Here is a 15,180-nt window from a genome sequence, read left to right as displayed (position 1 = left end):
GGTATTCGCGCAGGTCAGGGCGGTCAGGCGGCGCAGACCCGCCGGTACGCCAGGCTCCCGAAGTGGTCCCGCCACTCCTCGAGGGTCAGGTCGCGACCGGCGGCCCGGCAGGCGTGCGCCAGCGCGGCGTCCGTGTCCAGCGGCCAGGTCCAGACCTGCCCGGACCACCACTCCACGATCCGCGCCTCGTGCCCGCCGTCGGTGAACGCGGCGGCGGCGTACGGTCGGCCGTCGAGCTCGACCCGCCCCAGCGAGGTGCCCCGGGCCGCGTCCCAGAGCGCCACGGTCCCGTCCAGCCCGGTCGTGAGGATCCGGGTCCCGTCCGGGGAGTACGCGAGCTGGAAGGCCGCCCCCTGGTGGGCGATCACCGGCGGTCGCACCAGCCGCCCGGCCCGCAGGTCGAGGACCGCCAGCACGCCGTCCGCTCCGGTCGCGTCGATCCGCTCGGCCAGCGTGCCGCCGGCCACCGCGGCGTACCTCCCGTCGGGCGAGACGTCGAGCCACGAGCCGTGGGCCATGCCGAGGTCGCCGCGCGACGCGACGGTGCCGGACTCGAGGTCGAGCACCGCCCAGCCCGGGCTCGGGGCGATGCGCAGCTGCTGGGTGCCCGGACCCCCGGTGAGGACGACCGCGGTCCGGTCGTCGGGCGCGGCCTGGACCCAGGAGACCTTGTCGCCGACCTCGACCGGCCTGCCCACCGGCTCCCAGGTCCGGGTCGAGAGCATGGTGACCCGGCCGGACACCTCGGCCACGGCCAGCCTCGTCCCGTCCGGGGTGAAGTCGATCTCGGAGACGCGGTCGCCCGGCAGCCGGGCGGACTCGGTGAGCCTCGCCGTACGCATGTCCCAGATCGAGAGCCGGTCGCCCACCGCGCTCGCGTAGTGACGGCCGTCGGGGTGCCAGGCCCCGATGGTGTGCCGGTAGCCGGCCCCCCAGGGGATCAGCCGCGTCTCCTCCCCGGTGCGCAGGTCCCGGAAGCCGAAGGAGTAACGACCGTCCGCTGCGAAGATCTCGCGGCGCCCGTCCGGGGACACGACACTGAAGGCGCCCTGCTCGCGACGCAGCGGGAGGGGGGCCCGGTGGACCAGCTCGCGGCGCCCGGTGAGGTCCCAGCGGCGCAGGGCGGTGCTCCCGCTGGTCGAGTACAGGTAGGTCCCGTCGGCAGCCAGGTCCACCGCCCGCGCCATGCCACGGTCGAGGTCGAGGGTCATCCGGGGCCCGTCCACCTTCGTCCCGTCGAGCCCCCAGACCTCGGCCTTCCGGTCGCCTCGCTGCACGAGCAGCAGCGTGCGGGCGTCCCGGCTGAGGCGGAGGTCGGCCACGTCCAGGTCGGTGTCCACCCGGGTGGACACACCCGTGCGCAGGTCCTCGACGACCGGACCGTTCCCGGCCATGGCCACGAGCATCCGGCCACCGCGGCCCATCTCGAGGGGACCGACGACGCGGTCGTCGAGCACCCGGTGGCCACCGTCCCGGAGGTCGTGCACCGTGAGGGGCCCGGTCGAGTAGAGGCGGGTGCCGTCGGGGCTGAGGGCGACCGACTGCCACTCGGGGTCGCGCAGGCGCACCCGCACCGGCCGTCCCCCGTGCCGCAGGTCCCACACCAACGCCGCCGCGGCGACAGGCGCGACGCTGCCGGTGCTCGGGTCCTCGCGGACGACCTGCACCCGGCGCACCGACGCGGCGAGGTGGCTGCCGTCCGCGCTGAACGCCAGGTCGGTGCCGACCCAGCCGTGTCCCCGCGGCGCCGCCAGCCTGGTCACCGGCACCAGGGTGCGCGCGTCCAGCAGCAGCACCGCCGGGTCACCGCCGCCGGTGGCGACCACGGCCAGGGACCGTCCGTCCGGCGCGAACTCCACGAGCTTGTCCCGCTCGATCCCGACGCCGCTGGGTTGCCCCACCTGGCGCGAGGCGACGAGCCGGCCCGTGCTGCCGTCGTACACCCGCACGGTCTGCAGGTAGTCCATGGTCGCCACCAGGCCGCCACGCGCGGCGGCGTCGACCCCGAGCACCTGCTCCTCCCCCGGCATCGGCGTGGACGACCACAGCTGCGGGAAACGGGCGATCGTCGCCTGCAGGCTGCGACGACTGGCGACCGAGTCGTCGAGGCGGACGCCGGCGACGGCCAGCAGCAGCGACTCGTCGATGTCGTCGGTGACCAAGGAGGCGGCGCCGGCGGCGCGGGCCACCGCCGCGGTCCCCGCGAGGGTGGCGGCTGACGCGCTGCGGTCGGCCACCCTGCCCTGGTGGACCGCGAACACCGTCGCCACCAGCGCCACCAGGAGCAGCCCCACCGCTCCCGCCAGCACGACCCGCAGCCGGCGGATCATCGTGGCCTGCTCGTGGGCGCGCCGGGAGGCCGACCGCTCCTCGGCCTCGGCCAGCTCCCGGCCGGCGTCGAGGAACTCCTCCTCGGAGGCGGCGAGGTCGGGCCGTGCGCTTCGCTGCCACTCCAGGGCGCCCTGGAGCCGGGCGCCGCGGTAGAGCTCGCTGACCGGGCGCCCGAGCCGGTCCCACTCCTGCGCCGCCGCGGCCAGGTGGTGGAGGATCCGGCGACCCTCGAGGTCCTCGTCGAGCCACCTGCCCAGCCGCGGCCAGGCCCGCACGATCGCCTCGTGCGTCAGCGCGACGGAGTCCTCGTCGCTGGTCAGGATGCGGGCGTCGACCAGCGTCTCGACGATCGCCAGCTGGGCCGGGTCCCCGCCCAGCAGGCGCCGCGGCACCCGGGACAGGACCGGCTGGCCCTCCGGTCCCGGCGCCACCAACCGCTGCACCAGCTCGCGCAGCATCCCGCGCTGGCGCTCGTCGAGCCGTTCGTAGACGTCCTCGGCCGTGCGGGCGACCGCCTGCTGGATGCCCCCGGAGGCGCGGTAGCCCGCGACCGTCAGCGAGCGGCCCTCCCGGCGCAGCCACGTCTCGCGGAGGCTGTGGGACAGCAGCGGCAGCGCCGCCGGCTCACCCTCGACCTCGCGGAGCAGCAGGTCGACCAGGCCCGGCTCCAGCACCAGGCCGGCCTGGCGCGCCGGACCCTCGATGGCGGCCCTGAGTCCCTCCTCGTCCATCGCACCGAGCAGGTGGAGGCCCCGCTCGACGAGGCGCCCGAACGCCGGCTGCCCGGCCAGGTCGCCCATCCGGTCCGCGCGCAGGGCGATGACCAGCCGCGGCCCGCTCCCCGCCGCGGCGTGGGTCACCAGGAGGTCCAGGAAGGCGGTGCGCACGGCCGGGTCGCGGCAGACGGTGAAGACCTCCTCGCACTGGTCGACCACGACCACTGTCGGGCGGGGTTCCGGCTGCGCCGGCGGCCAGCAGTCGAGGGGACGCGAGCCGGGCGTGACGATCTCCACGGGGTGCCCGCCGGCGCGCAGGGCCGCCGCCACGCCGGCGCGCACCAGCGAGGACTTCCCGCAGCCCGAGGGCCCGACGACCGCCAGCACCCCGGTCGCGTGCAGCCGCTGCAGGCAGGCCGCGAGGTCGCCGTCCCGCCCGAAGAAGGCCTCCGCGTCGGCGACGTCGTACGCGCTCAGCCCCAGGTAGGGCGAGTGGCCGGACGCGGCGGGTGCCGGCGCCACGACGAGCGACGGGTCCTGGCGCAGGACAGCCTCCTCCAGCGCGAGGGTCGCGGGCTCGGGGTCGAGCCCGAGCTCTCGCGCGAGCATCCGGCGCAGCTCCTGGATCGTGGCCAGGGCCTCGCCCTGGTGGCCGCAGCGGTACTCCGTGAGGGCGAGCAGCTGCCAGCGTCGCTCGCGCAGCGGCGCGTCCCGGACCATCGCCTGTGCGCGGGACAGCACCTCCGCATGGTGCCCGGAGCGCAGCGACGCGTCGAGCCAGTCCTCCTCCGCCCCGAGCCGCAGCTCCCCCAGCCGGCCAGCCTCGGTGCGGCCCGGCTCCCACTCCTCGAGCTCCGAGAACGGCCGGCCGCGCCACAGCGCGAGCGCCCGGGCGAGGGAGTACGCCGCCCGCTCGGCCTCGCCGAGGACGAGCAGCTCCCGGCCGCGCGCCGCCAGCCGTTCGAAGACGTCCGCGTCGACGTCGTCGTGGGGCACAGCCAGCCGGTATCCCTGCGGCGTCGTCACGATGGCGTCGGGCCCCAGCACCCGCCGCAGGCGGACGACGCAGCTCTGCAGGTTCTTGCGCCAGGACGGCGGCGCGGTCTCGCCCCACAACGCGTCCGCCAGCTGCTCGGCGCCCAGGGCCTGCCGCGGGGCCACCGCGAGGGCGGCCAGCACCACCCGGTCGCGCGCGCCGAGCGCGGCGCCGTCGACCTCGAGGGGACCGAGCACCGCGATGCCCATGTTCGACTGTCCCGCCGGGGACCCGGGGCGTCAACGGATCCCGCCCGGAATGGCCCGCCGTGGTGGACCTCACCATTGCACTTCGTTGCATAGGTCGGGCAGGCTGTCCCCATGGCCCTCGAACACGCGTTGCTGGTCGCGCTCCGCGAGCAGCCCGCGTCCGGGCTGGATCTCGCGAAGCGGTTCGGCCGCTCGATCGGGTTCTTCTGGCACGCCACCCACCAGCAGATCTACCGCGTGCTGGCCCGGATGGACGCCGACGGCTGGGTCAGCGTGACCGAGGTCGCCCAGACCGGCAAGCCCGACAAGAAGGTGTACGCCGTCTCCGCGGCCGGCGAGCGCGCCCTCGCCGACTGGCTGGCCGAGCCGACCCCGATGGAGCCGCTGCGCAGCGAGCTGGCCGTGAAGATGCGCGGGGCGTCGTACGGCGACCGCACCGCCGTGCTCGACGTGCTGCGCGGCAACCTCGCCGAGCACCACGCGCGACTGGCCCACTACGAGCAGCTCGAGCGGCGCGACCACCCCCACCCCGAGTCCCTGACCGGCCACGACCTCGACCAGTACCTCGTCCTGCGCGGCGGCATCCGCCTGGAGGAGTTCTGGATCGCCTGGATCACCGAGTACCTGGAGGCACACCAGTGAGCTACCCGAACCTGCTCTCCCCGATCGAGCTGGGCGACCTGACGCTGCGCAACCGCGTGGTGATGGGCTCGATGCACACCGGCCTGGAGGACCGGGTGCGCGACCTGCCGGCGCTGGCGGCGTACTTCGCCGAGCGGGCCCGCGGCGGTGTCGGCCTGATCGTGACCGGCGGCTACGCGCCGAACAGGCGCGGCTGGCTCAAGCCGTTCGCCTCCGAGATGACCACGCGGCTGCAGGCGATGCGGCACCGCGACGCGACCGACGCCGTGCACGACGAGGGCGGCGCCATCGCGCTGCAGGTGCTGCACGCCGGCCGCTACGGCTACCACCCGCTGAGCGTCTCGGCGTCGGCGAAGAAGTCGCCGATCACGCCGTTCCGACCCTCGGCGCTCTCGTCGAGGGCGGTGGACCGCACGGCCTCCGACTTCGCACGGTCGGTGGCGCTGGCGCGCAAGGCGGGGTACGACGCCGTCGAGATCATGGGCTCGGAGGGCTACCTGATCAACCAGTTCCTCGCGGCGCGCACCAACGACCGGACCGACGCGTGGGGCGGCTCGGCCGAGAAGCGGATGCGGTTCCCGGTCGAGGTGGTGCGGCGGTCCCGCGAGCTGGTCGGTGACGGGTTCCCGATCATGTACCGGATCTCGCTGCTCGACCTCGTCGAGGGTGGCCAGACGTGGGACGAGGTCACCGAGCTCGCGCACCGCCTCGAGGAGGCCGGCGTCACCGTCCTCAACACCGGCATCGGCTGGCACGAGGCGCGGGTGCCGACGATCATCACGCAGGTGCCGCGGGGCGCCTGGCGCTCGGCGACGGCCCGGCTCAAGGCCGAGGTGTCCGTGCCGGTCTGTGCGTCGAACCGGATCAACGGCCCCGAGCTCGCCGAGGAGATCCTGGCCGCCGGCGAGGCCGACCTGGTCTCGATGGCGCGGCCGCTGCTGGCCGATCCCGAGCTCGTGGCCAAGGCGGCCGCCGGCCGGGCCGACGAGATCAACACCTGCATCGCCTGCAACCAGGCCTGCCTCGACCACGTGTTCCAGAACAAGCGGGCGTCCTGCCTGGTCAACCCGCGCGCCTGCCGGGAGACCGAGCTGGTCCTCGAGCCGATCGGGCTGGGGCCCACCCGTCGCGCCGGCTCGGTGGCGGTCGTCGGCGCCGGACCGGCCGGCCTCTCGGCCGCGGTGTCGGCGGCGGAGCGCGGCTTCGCGGTCACGCTGTTCGAGAAGTCGGACTCGCTGGGCGGCCAGTTCCGCCTCGCGATGCAGGTCCCCGGCAAGGAGGAGTTCGCCGAGACGCTGCGCTACTTCACCCGGCGGCTGGAGGTCCTCGGGGTCGACGTACGGCTCGGCACGAAGGCCACCGCGGCCGACCTGGCGGCGTACGACGAGGTCGTCGTCGCCACCGGCGTGGTCGGCCGGACGCCCGACCTCGAAGGCATCGACCACCCGAAGGTGGTGTCGTACGCCGACGTGCTCAGCGGCGCGGTCGTGCCCGGTCGCCGCGTGGCGGTGATCGGCGCCGGCGGGATCGGGGTCGACGTGAGCCACTTCCTGACCCACGACCCGGCCGACACCGAGGACGACTGGATGGCCCACTGGGGCGTCGGCGACCCGGCCGTGCACCCCGGCGGCCTGACCGAGCGCAAGCCGCGCACGCCGGTCCGCGAGGTCACCCTGCTGCAGCGCAAGACCACCCCGATCGGCATCGGCCTGGGCAAGACGTCGGGCTGGGCGCACCGCGCGGTGCTCAAGCAGTCCGGCGTCGTGCAGGTCAGCGGCGTCACCTACGACCGGGTCGACGACGCGGGGCTGCACTACTCCGTCGACGGGGTCGCGCACGTCCTCGACGTCGACCACGTGGTGCTCTGCGCGGGCCAGGAGTCGGTGCGGGACCTGTACGACCAGCTGCTCGCCGCCGGACCCACGGTGCACCTGATCGGCGGCGCCGATGTGGCCGCCGAGCTCGACGCCAAGCGTGCGATCGAGCAGGGCACCCGGGTCGCGGCGGGGCTGTAGGGCGCTCCACCACTTGTAACGCTCCGTTAGGGAGACTGGTGCCCCGCCACAACGGCGCACCAGAGCCCCTAACGGAGCGTTACATGTTCCGGGCCGGGCTAGGTTCGACAGCATGATCGTTGATCTCGGCGACGAGGAGGCCCGGGCCGCGCTGCCCCTGAAGTGGGGAGCGGTCGAGCCGGGGGTGCTGCCGGCGTGGGTGGCGGAGATGGACTACGCGCTGGCGCCGCGGGTCGTGACGGCGGTGACCGACGCCGTGCGCCGCGGGACCGCCGGCTACCCGCCCTTCGGGGACGGTGGGGTCGGCGCGGCCTTCGCGGAGTTCGCGGAGCGGCACTGGTCCTGGCGCCCGCCGGCGGACGCGAGCGTGGTCGTCGGGGACGTCATCGCCGGCATCCGGCTCGCCCTCGAGGTGCTCTGCCCGCCCGGCCCGGTCGTGGTCCCAGTCCCCTGCTACCCGCCGTTCCGCGAGGTCGTCGCGATCGCCGGGCGCGAGCTGGTCGCCGTCGGGACCGACCCCGACACGGCCGACGCCGCCCTCGACCTCGACGCGGTCGAGGACGCCTTCCGCGCCGGCGCCCGCACGATCCTGCTCTGCAACCCCCACAACCCGCTGGGCCGGGTGTCGCGGCGCGTCGAGCTGGAGGCGCTCGCCGAGCTCGCCGGGAGGTACGACGTCCGCGTGGTCGCCGATGAGATCCACGGGCCGCTCACCCTGCCTGGGGCGACCTTCACGCCGTACCTCTCCGTGGACGAGCGCGGCATCCTGGTCACCAGCCCCTCGAAGACGTTCAACACTGCCGGCCTGCACACCGCGCACGTGACCGTGCTCGACGAGGCCGACCGGGCCCGGCTCCGGGGTGTCCCGCTGCCGCAGAACCACGCCTACTCGCCGCTCGGGATGATCGCCGCGGTCGCCTCGTGGCGCGACTGCGACGACTGGCACGCCGCGCTGGTGGCCCGGCTGGCCGACCAGCGCGAGCTCCTCGGCGAGCTGCTGGCGGCGCACCTCCCGGACGCACGGACCCGGCCACTGGAGGCGACGTACCTCGCCTGGCTCGACCTGCGCGGCTACGGGCACACGGACCCGGCGGCGGTCGCGCTGGAGCAGGGCGTGAGGATCGCGCCGGGCGAGGACTACCAGCCCGGGCTCGCCGGACACGCGCGCGTCAACATCGCCACCAGCGCGGACCGGCTCGAGCAGGTGGTGCTGCGGCTGGCGAAGGCGATGACGGGCTAGCCGCCGTGATCAGCCGTTGTGCTCAGCCGTTGCGCTCAGCCGTTGTGCTGGGGCTGGGCGGCGATCATCTCGGCGTACCACCGGAAGGACCGCTTCGGCGTGCGCTTCTGGGTCTCGTAGTCGACGTGCACCAGCCCGAACCGCTGGGCGTACCCCTCGGCCCACTCGAAGTTGTCCAGGAGCGACCACGTGTAGTAGCCGCGGACGTCGACACCGCGCCGGATCGCGGTCGCCACGGCGTTCAGGTGCGCGTCGAGGTAGTCGATCCGCGGCTGGTCGTCGACGACGCCGTGCTCGTCCGGGCCCATCACGTAGGAGCAGCCGGACTCGGTGATCATGATCGGCGGCAGCGCAGCGCGGTAGCGGGCGCGCAGGGTGATCAGCCACTCGCGCAGCGCGTCGGGGACGACCGGCCAGCCGAAGTCGGTCGTCGGGTAGCCGACGAGCTCGCGGAACTCGAACGGCATCTCCGACTCCTCGCCGGCGGCGGCGATCTTCATCGGGTTGTAGTAGTTGACGCCGTAGAAGTCGAGCGGCTGGCGGATCGTGGCCAGGTCTCCCTCGACCATCACGTCCTCCATCAGCGGCATCAGGTCGGCGGGGTAGCGACCGAGCAGCATCGGCTCGACGTACATGCCGTTCCACAGCGCGTCGAACAGCTTCGTCGCGCCGACGTCGGCCTCGTCGTCGCTGGCCGGCCACATCGGCGCGTGGTTGTTCGCGCAGCCCACGCTCGTCGCACCGGCGGCCCGCAGCGCGATCGCCGCACGGCCGTGGCCGAGCAGCAGGTGGTGGGACACCGGGAGCGCGTCGAACATCAGGGTGCGGCCCGGGGCGTGCGTCCCCTGGGCGTAGCCGAGCATCGTCACGACGTTCGGCTCGTTGACCGGGATCCAGTGCTCGACCCGGTCGGCGTACCGCTCCCCCACGATCGAGGCGAAGTCGGCGAACCGGTCGATCGTCGCGCGGTTGAGCCAGCCGCCGTCGTCCTCGAGCGCCTGCGGCAGGTCCCAGTGGTAGAGCGTCACCATCGGCTGCACGCCTGCCTCGAGCAGCGCGTCGAGGAGCCGGTCGTAGAAGTCGAGGCCCTTCTCGTTCGGCTTGCCGGCGCCGGTGGGCTGGATCCGCGGCCAGGACAGCGAGAAGCGGTAGCCGCCGGCGCCGAGCCGCTTCATCAGCGCGACGTCCTCGGCGTAGCGGTGGTAGTGGTCGCAGGCGACAGCGCCGCTGGACCCGTCCGCGATCCGGCCCTCCTGCGCGCAGAAGGTGTCCCAGATGCTCGGCCCCTTGCCGTCCTCGTCGGCCGCCCCCTCGATCTGGTACGACGCGGTGCTGGTGCCGAACCGGAAGCCGGCGGGCAGCTGGGGGTACGGCGGGGACTGCTCGGGGGAGGACACGGCACAATTCTGCCTGTGACCGTGGAGATCCGCCGGAGTTCGGAGCGCTTCAGTACCCGAGATGAAGGACGCCTCACCAGGCACTCCTTCTCGTTCGGGAGCCACTACGACCCCGGCAACGTCGGGTTCGGGCCGCTGGTCTGCCTCGACGACCACCGGCTGCGCGCCGGCACCGGCTTCGACGAGCACCCGCACAGCGACGTCGAGATCGTGACCTGGGTGCTCGAGGGCGCGGTCGACCACGCCGACACGACGGGCCGCGCCGGGATCGTCCGGCCCGGCACCGTCCAGGTGCAGTCGGCCGGCTCCGGGATCGTGCACCGCGAGACGGCCGCCTCGGGGGTCGGGCCGACCCGGTTCGTGCAGGCCTGGCTGACCCCGGACGAGACCGGCACCGAGCCGGCGTACACCCTCGCGGAGGTGGCGCTGCCCGAGGGCGAGCTGGTGCCGGTCGCCTCCGGGCACCGCACCGACGCGGCAGCACGGCTCGGCACGGCGTCGGCGACGTTCTGGGTGGCCCGGCTGCCCGCCGGTGGGACCCTGACCCTGCCCGACGAGCCCCGTCAGCACGTGCTCGTGGGTCGCGGTGCCCTGATCCGCTCCTCGCTGGCCGAGCCGCTGGGTGACGGCGACGCGTTCCGGATCACCGACCGGCCCGGGCTCGAGCTGACTGCGGCCGTGCCCACCGAGCTGCTCGTCTGGACCTTCACCCGTTGAGATGGGCCTCGTTCGGCGTTGAGATGGGCCTCGTTCCACGAATCCGGCCCATCTCACGACCGAATCAGGCCCAGTTCAACAGATGACCGGGAGCGCGGCCGGGAGGAGCTCGACCACGACCGGCTGGTCCGCGAGGCCCGGGAGCACGCCGAGCGGCTCGCCGTCCCCACCGACGGGTACGGGCACCCGGGCGTCCGCGCGCAGCTCGACGCGGGTCCCGGTGAGCACGGTGACCTCGGGCAGGTCGACGTGCGAGCCGTCGTAGACCTTGGGCAGCGAGCGCATCAGCTCCAGCCGCGAGGCCGCCTCGATCACCACCACGTCCAGCCTGCCGTCATCGAGCCGGGCCGCGGGCGCGATCTTCATGCCCTGCCCGTAGTAGCCCGAGTTCGCGACCACGACGGTGGCCGCGGTGAACTCCCGCTCCACGCCGTCGACCGAGACCCGGTAGCGACCGGGCTGGTACGTCGCGAGCGAGCGCAGCGCGGCGTACGGGTACTGCAGCCGGCGGGGCAGCCGGTGCGACCGGTCGACCAGCTCCGCCGCACGCGCGTCGACGCCGGAGTAGACCGAGCCGGCCACCACCCGCGCGGCTGCGCCCGGGAAGGAGAGCGCCAGCAGGTCGACCCGGCGTACGCCGCCCTCGAGGAGCACCCGCGCGAGGCCGGCCGGGTCCTCGGGCAGGCCGAGCATCCGCGCGAAGTCGTTGCCGCGGCCGGCCGGCAGCACCGCGAGCGTGCCACCCGCCCCCGAGACCAGCCCGGCGAGCGAGGAGAGCATCCCGTCGCCGCCGACCGAGACGACCACGTCGCCGCGACCCAGCGCCTGCTCGACGAGGCCGGGCATCGCCCGCGGCCCGGGCGAGTAGGTCACGTCGACGGTGGAGCCGGCCTCGCGCAGGAGCCGGGCGACGGGTACGACGGCGCCCGGCGCCGCCCCGCCGCCCGAGGCGGGGTTCACCAGGAAGGTGAAGGTCCGGGGGCCCGGCTCCGGCCGTTCGTTCGTGGGCCGGTCACCCAGGGGCTGGTCACTCACGGGACCAGCACCCCGGGGTTGAGGATGCCGGTCGGGTCGAGCTCGGCCTTGACCGCGCGGAGGATCCCGACGCCCACCGGCCCGATCTCCTGCGCCAGCCACGGCTTGTGGTCGATCCCGACCGCATGGTGGTGGGTGATGGTGGCGCCCGCCGCGATCATCGCGTCGCTGGCGGCCGCCTTGGCCGCGAGCCAGCGCTCGACGGGCGCCTCGCCCTCCGCGGTCGCGACCGTGAAGTAGAGCGAGCAGCCGGTCTCGTACACGTGCGAGACGTGGCAGAGCACGATCGTCGGCTGGCCCAGGGTCGCCTCGAGGGCCGCCTTCACGTCGGCGTACAACCGCTCCGCGTTGGACCAGAAGGTCGCCGTCTCGAGGGTCTCGACCAGGACGCCGACGTCGAGCAACGAGTCACGCAGGTACGGCGCGTGGAACCGGCCGTGCGCCCAGGCCTGGCCCGGCTCCTCCCCGAGCGCCGTCCCGCCCAGGCCCGTGAGCACGGCGGTCACGGCGTCCCGGCGCGCCTGCACCGCCTCCGGCTCGCCCTCGAAGCCGGTGATCATCAGGCACCCTCCCGCCCCCTCGCCGCCGATCTCGTCGGGCCGGGCGAGGTTGATCGCGGTCTCGGCCTCGTCGGAGAGCCGGATCACCGTCGGCAGCAGCCCGGACTGGGCGAGGGTGCGCATCGCGGTCGCGCCGTCGGCGAACGACGGCCAGCGCCAGCCCTCGTAGACCTTGACCGCCGGCAGCCTGCGCACCCGCACGGTGACCGAGGTGATGACGCCGAAGGCGCCCTCGGAGCCGAGCACCAGCTGGCGCAGGTCCGGCCCGGCGGCGTTGGCCGGCGCGCTGCCGAGCGTGAGCGGCCCCTGCGGGGTGGCGACGGTGAGGCCGACGACGAGGGAGTCGAAGCGGCCGTAGCCCGCGCTGGACTGGCCGCTGGACCTGGTCGCGGCGAAGCCGCCGATGGAGGCGTACTCGAACGACTGGGGGAAGTGGCCCAGGGTCAGGCCGTGCCCGGCCAGCAGCTCCTCCGCCTCGGGGCCGCGCAGCCCCGGCTCGAGGGTCGCCGTCATCGAGACGGGGTCGACGTGCAGCAGCCGCTTCATCCGCACCAGGTCGAGGCTGACCACGCCGGCGTACCCCTCCCGCCGCGCGGCCAGGCCGCCGGTGACCGACGTGCCCCCACCGAAGGGGACGACCGCGAGGTGGTGCTCCACGGCGAGGGCGAGCACGGCCGCGACGTCGTCGTGACCGTCCGGGCGCACGACGACGTCCGGGGCGTCGGACAGGTCGCCGGCGCGCGCCTTGAGCAGGTCGGGGGTCGACTTGCCGCGGGTGCGCAGCCGTCGCGTGTCGTCGTCGGTGAGCACGTGGTCGGCGCCGAGCAGGTCGCGCAGGCGCTCGACCAGCGCGGGGTCGAGGGACGATGCCGGCGGTGCTGCCGGCTCGACGGCCGGCCGCTCCTCGATCCCGAAGGCCAGCTCGATCAGGCCGCGCGCGGCCTCGGGCAGCGGGCTCGCCGCGGCCGGGTCGCCCCAGCGCTGTGGGTGCATCTCGGGAGGGCGCATCTCGGGAGGGTGCATCTCGGGAGGGCGCATCTCGCGAGGGTCCGTCTCAGGCGTCATGCGTTACACTGTGACACATGACGTCACTTCGTCACAACGATGACCGGTCCGCGAGCGAGCCCAACCCCCGCGACGGCTACCTCGACGCCGCCCGCGACTGCATCCTCGACCTGGGCTGGCGGCGTACGACGCTCACCGAGGTCGCGCGCCGGGCCGGGGTCTCGCGGATGACGATCTACCGCTCCTGGTCGGACATGCAGCAGCTGCTCGGCGACCTGATGACCCGCGAGTGGGCCGGCGTGGTCGCCGCGACCGTCGCCGACGAGGACCCCGCCGCCTCGACGGTGGACCGGCTGGTCGGGGACGTCGTCGGCACCGTGCGCACGCTGCGCGAGAACGAGCTGTTCCTGCGCATCGTCGAGCTCGACCCCGAGCTGCTGCTGCCCTACCTGCTGGCCCGCCGTGGCCGCTCGCAGGACGCGATCCTCGCGATGGTCGCCGAGACGATCCGTCAGGGGCAGGAGGCCGGCGAGGTCCGTGCCGGCAACCCGGTCGCGATCGCGCGCGGGCTGGTGCTCGCCGCCCACGGGTTCGTGCTCTCCACCCACACGATGGTCGACGAGGAGGCAGCCGAGGCCGAGCTCGACGCCGAGCTCACGCTGCTGCTGACCCGGGCGCTGCGGCCGTGAGCCGCCTGGACAGGAACCGCATCACCCCGGGCCTCGAGGGAGCGCCCGAGGAGGTCGACCTGGTGGTCGTCGGCCTCGGCATCACCGGCGCCGGCGTGGCCCTGGACGCGGTGACCCGGGGTCTGACGGTGCTCGCCGTCGACGCCCACGACCTCGCCTTCGGCACCTCGCGCTGGTCCTCGAAGATGGTGCACGGGGGCCTGCGCTACCTCGCCAAGGGGCAGGTCGGCGTCGCCCACGAGAGCGCCGTCGAGCGCGGCATCCTGATGGAGGTGACCGCGCCCCACCTGGCCCGGCCGATGCCGATGGTGGTCCCCCTGGGCTCGGCGGTGACCCGCCTGCAGGCGGGCGTCACCCACGCGGGCCTGGTCGCCGGTGACCTGCTGCGCCGCGGCGCCCGCACCGACGTCGAGACGCTGCCCCGGCCGCGCCGGCTCTCCGCCACCGAGACCCTGCGGCTGGCCCCGGCGCTGCGGCCGGACGGGCTCCGGGGCGGGCTGCTGTCCTGGGACGGCCAGCTCGAGGACGACGCCCGGCTGGTCACGACCGTGGCCCGCACCGCCGCGGCGTACGGCGCGCACGTCCGCACCCACGCCCGGGTGCTGGCCGCGACCGGCACCCGCGTCGAGCTGCGCGACGAGCTCACCGGCGCCACCACCTCCGTGCACGCCCGGGCCGTCGTGAACGCTGCGGGCGTCTGGGCCGGCCAGCTGGTGGAGGAGGTCACGCTCCGGCCCAGCCGCGGCACCCACCTCGTGCTGCGCCAGGAGAGCCTGCCGGGCCTGCAGGTGTCGGTGTTCGCGCCGGTGCCCGGCGAGACCAACCGCTTCGTGCTCGTCCTGCCCCAGCCGGACGGCACGGTGTACGTCGGGCTGACCGACGAGCCGGTCGAGGGCGAGGTGCCCGACGTGCCCGAGCCGTCCGAGGCCGAGATCGGGTTCCTGCTCGACGTGGTCTCCGCCGCCTTCTCCCACCAGCTGCACCGCGACGACGTGGTGGGCGCCTTCGCCGGCCTGCGCCCGCTGCTGGACAGCGCCGACGGGAGCACCGCCGACCTGTCCCGCAAGCACGCGGTGCTCACCTCCCCGACCGGCGTGGTGACGGTCGTCGGCGGCAAGCTGACGACGTACCGCCGGATGGCCGAGGACGCCGTCGACGCCGCCGTGGCCGGGGCGGGCCTGGTCGCCGGACCGTGCCGCACCCGCCGGCTGCCGCTGCTCGGCGCCGCCTCTCGCGCGGCGCTGGCGCGGCTCGAGCTGCCGGCCAGGCTGGTCCGCCGCTACGGCACCGACGCCGAGCTGGTGCTGGCCAGCGCCCGCGCGGTCAGCGGACTGGCCGACGAGGAGCTGCTCGCCCCGGTCGCCGACGGGGTCCCGGTCACCCTGGCCGAGCTGCTGTTCGGCGTGACCCACGAGGGAGCCGCCGACGTCGACGACCTGCTCGACCGACGCACCCGGGTCGGGCTCGTCCCCGCCGACCGCGAGGCCGCCCTGCCGGCGGCAGAGCGCGCCCTGGGCATCACGCACGCCGCCCGCTGATCCGACGTCGGCGCCCGGGACCGATGACTCGGACCGTCGACGCCGGTCTG

At 74.7% G+C, this 15,180-nt stretch carries 10 protein-coding genes; 6 read left to right on the top strand and 4 right to left on the bottom strand.

The genetic code is table 11. The features are described from left to right. Positions 1 to 23: 23 nt before the first annotated feature. Entirely contained in the window at positions 24 to 4,292 is a 4,269-nt protein-coding gene (locus ACZ43H_RS20375; protein WP_464585967.1) for an nSTAND1 domain-containing NTPase, read from the bottom strand. A 111-nt stretch (positions 4,293 to 4,403) separates the two neighbouring features. On the opposite strand from ACZ43H_RS20375, the gene ACZ43H_RS20370 reads away from it, so the two are divergent. From ACZ43H_RS20370 to ACZ43H_RS20360, 3 genes are all read left to right on the top strand, one after another. Then, positions 4,404 to 4,934, top strand: a complete 531-nt coding sequence (locus ACZ43H_RS20370; protein ID WP_464585965.1) for a PadR family transcriptional regulator — start codon at positions 4,404 to 4,406, stop codon at positions 4,932 to 4,934. Beyond that, positions 4,931 to 6,949 (top strand): FAD-dependent oxidoreductase, encoded by a 2,019-nt coding sequence (locus tag ACZ43H_RS20365; protein WP_464585964.1) that lies wholly within the window; start codon positions 4,931 to 4,933, stop codon positions 6,947 to 6,949. Before ACZ43H_RS20370 ends, ACZ43H_RS20365 begins: the two co-directional genes overlap by 4 nt. Positions 6,950 to 7,061: 112 nt before the next feature. Then, complete coding sequence (locus ACZ43H_RS20360) at positions 7,062 to 8,189, top strand: MalY/PatB family protein (RefSeq protein WP_464585962.1); 1,128 nt, start codon at positions 7,062 to 7,064, stop codon at positions 8,187 to 8,189. A gap of 35 nt (positions 8,190 to 8,224) precedes the next feature. Here ACZ43H_RS20360 and ACZ43H_RS20355 read toward each other — a convergent pair whose 3' ends face one another. After that, positions 8,225 to 9,586 carry a GH1 family beta-glucosidase gene (locus ACZ43H_RS20355; protein WP_464585960.1) on the bottom strand — a complete coding sequence of 454 codons (1,362 nt, stop codon included), beginning with the start codon at positions 9,584 to 9,586 and terminating at the stop codon, positions 8,225 to 8,227. A gap of 15 nt (positions 9,587 to 9,601) precedes the next feature. Here ACZ43H_RS20355 and ACZ43H_RS20350 point away from each other — a divergent pair, with 15 nt between their 5' ends. Further along, positions 9,602 to 10,303, top strand: a complete 702-nt coding sequence (locus tag ACZ43H_RS20350) for a pirin family protein (protein ID WP_464585958.1) — start codon at positions 9,602 to 9,604, stop codon at positions 10,301 to 10,303. Between the two features lie 75 nt (positions 10,304 to 10,378). Here the strand turns inward: ACZ43H_RS20350 and ACZ43H_RS20345 are convergent, their stop codons facing one another. Both ACZ43H_RS20345 and ACZ43H_RS20340 read right to left on the bottom strand, forming a co-directional pair. Then, positions 10,379 to 11,338, bottom strand: coding sequence for a diacylglycerol/lipid kinase family protein (locus ACZ43H_RS20345; protein ID WP_464585956.1), 960 nt, complete (start codon positions 11,336 to 11,338; stop codon positions 10,379 to 10,381). Then, complete coding sequence (locus ACZ43H_RS20340) at positions 11,335 to 12,963, bottom strand: FAD-binding oxidoreductase (RefSeq protein WP_464585954.1); 1,629 nt, start codon at positions 12,961 to 12,963, stop codon at positions 11,335 to 11,337. The genes ACZ43H_RS20345 and ACZ43H_RS20340 overlap by 4 nt, the downstream gene beginning before the upstream one ends. A 17-nt stretch (positions 12,964 to 12,980) precedes the next feature. Here ACZ43H_RS20340 and ACZ43H_RS20335 point away from each other — a divergent pair, with 17 nt between their 5' ends. Both ACZ43H_RS20335 and ACZ43H_RS20330 read left to right on the top strand, forming a co-directional pair. Next, a complete protein-coding gene (locus tag ACZ43H_RS20335; RefSeq protein WP_464585952.1) occupies positions 12,981 to 13,592 on the top strand; it encodes a TetR/AcrR family transcriptional regulator in 612 nt (203 codons plus the stop codon). After that, positions 13,589 to 15,130, top strand: a complete 1,542-nt coding sequence (locus ACZ43H_RS20330; RefSeq protein ID WP_464585951.1) for a glycerol-3-phosphate dehydrogenase/oxidase — start codon at positions 13,589 to 13,591, stop codon at positions 15,128 to 15,130. Before ACZ43H_RS20335 ends, ACZ43H_RS20330 begins: the two co-directional genes overlap by 4 nt. Positions 15,131 to 15,180: the final 50 nt, after the last annotated feature.

Source organism: Nocardioides sp. DN36, from assembly GCF_055380375.1.
Note: the sequence above shows the minus strand (reverse complement) of the source record. Positions and strands in the feature narration are given on the sequence as shown.

Bases quoted from the DNA above. Each gene is read 5' to 3' on its own strand.
- ACZ43H_RS20360 (WP_464585962.1), top strand. From the start codon at position 7,062: ATGATCGTTGATCTCGGCGACGAGGAGGCCCGGGCCGCGCTGCCCCTG.
- ACZ43H_RS20335 (WP_464585952.1), top strand. From the start codon at position 12,981: ATGACGTCACTTCGTCACAACGATGACCGGTCCGCGAGCGAGCCCAAC.
- ACZ43H_RS20370 (WP_464585965.1), top strand. From the start codon at position 4,404: ATGGCCCTCGAACACGCGTTGCTGGTCGCGCTCCGCGAGCAGCCCGCG.
- ACZ43H_RS20375 (WP_464585967.1), bottom strand. From the start codon at position 4,292: ATGGGCATCGCGGTGCTCGGTCCCCTCGAGGTCGACGGCGCCGCGCTC.
- ACZ43H_RS20340 (WP_464585954.1), bottom strand. From the start codon at position 12,963: ATGACGCCTGAGACGGACCCTCGCGAGATGCGCCCTCCCGAGATGCAC.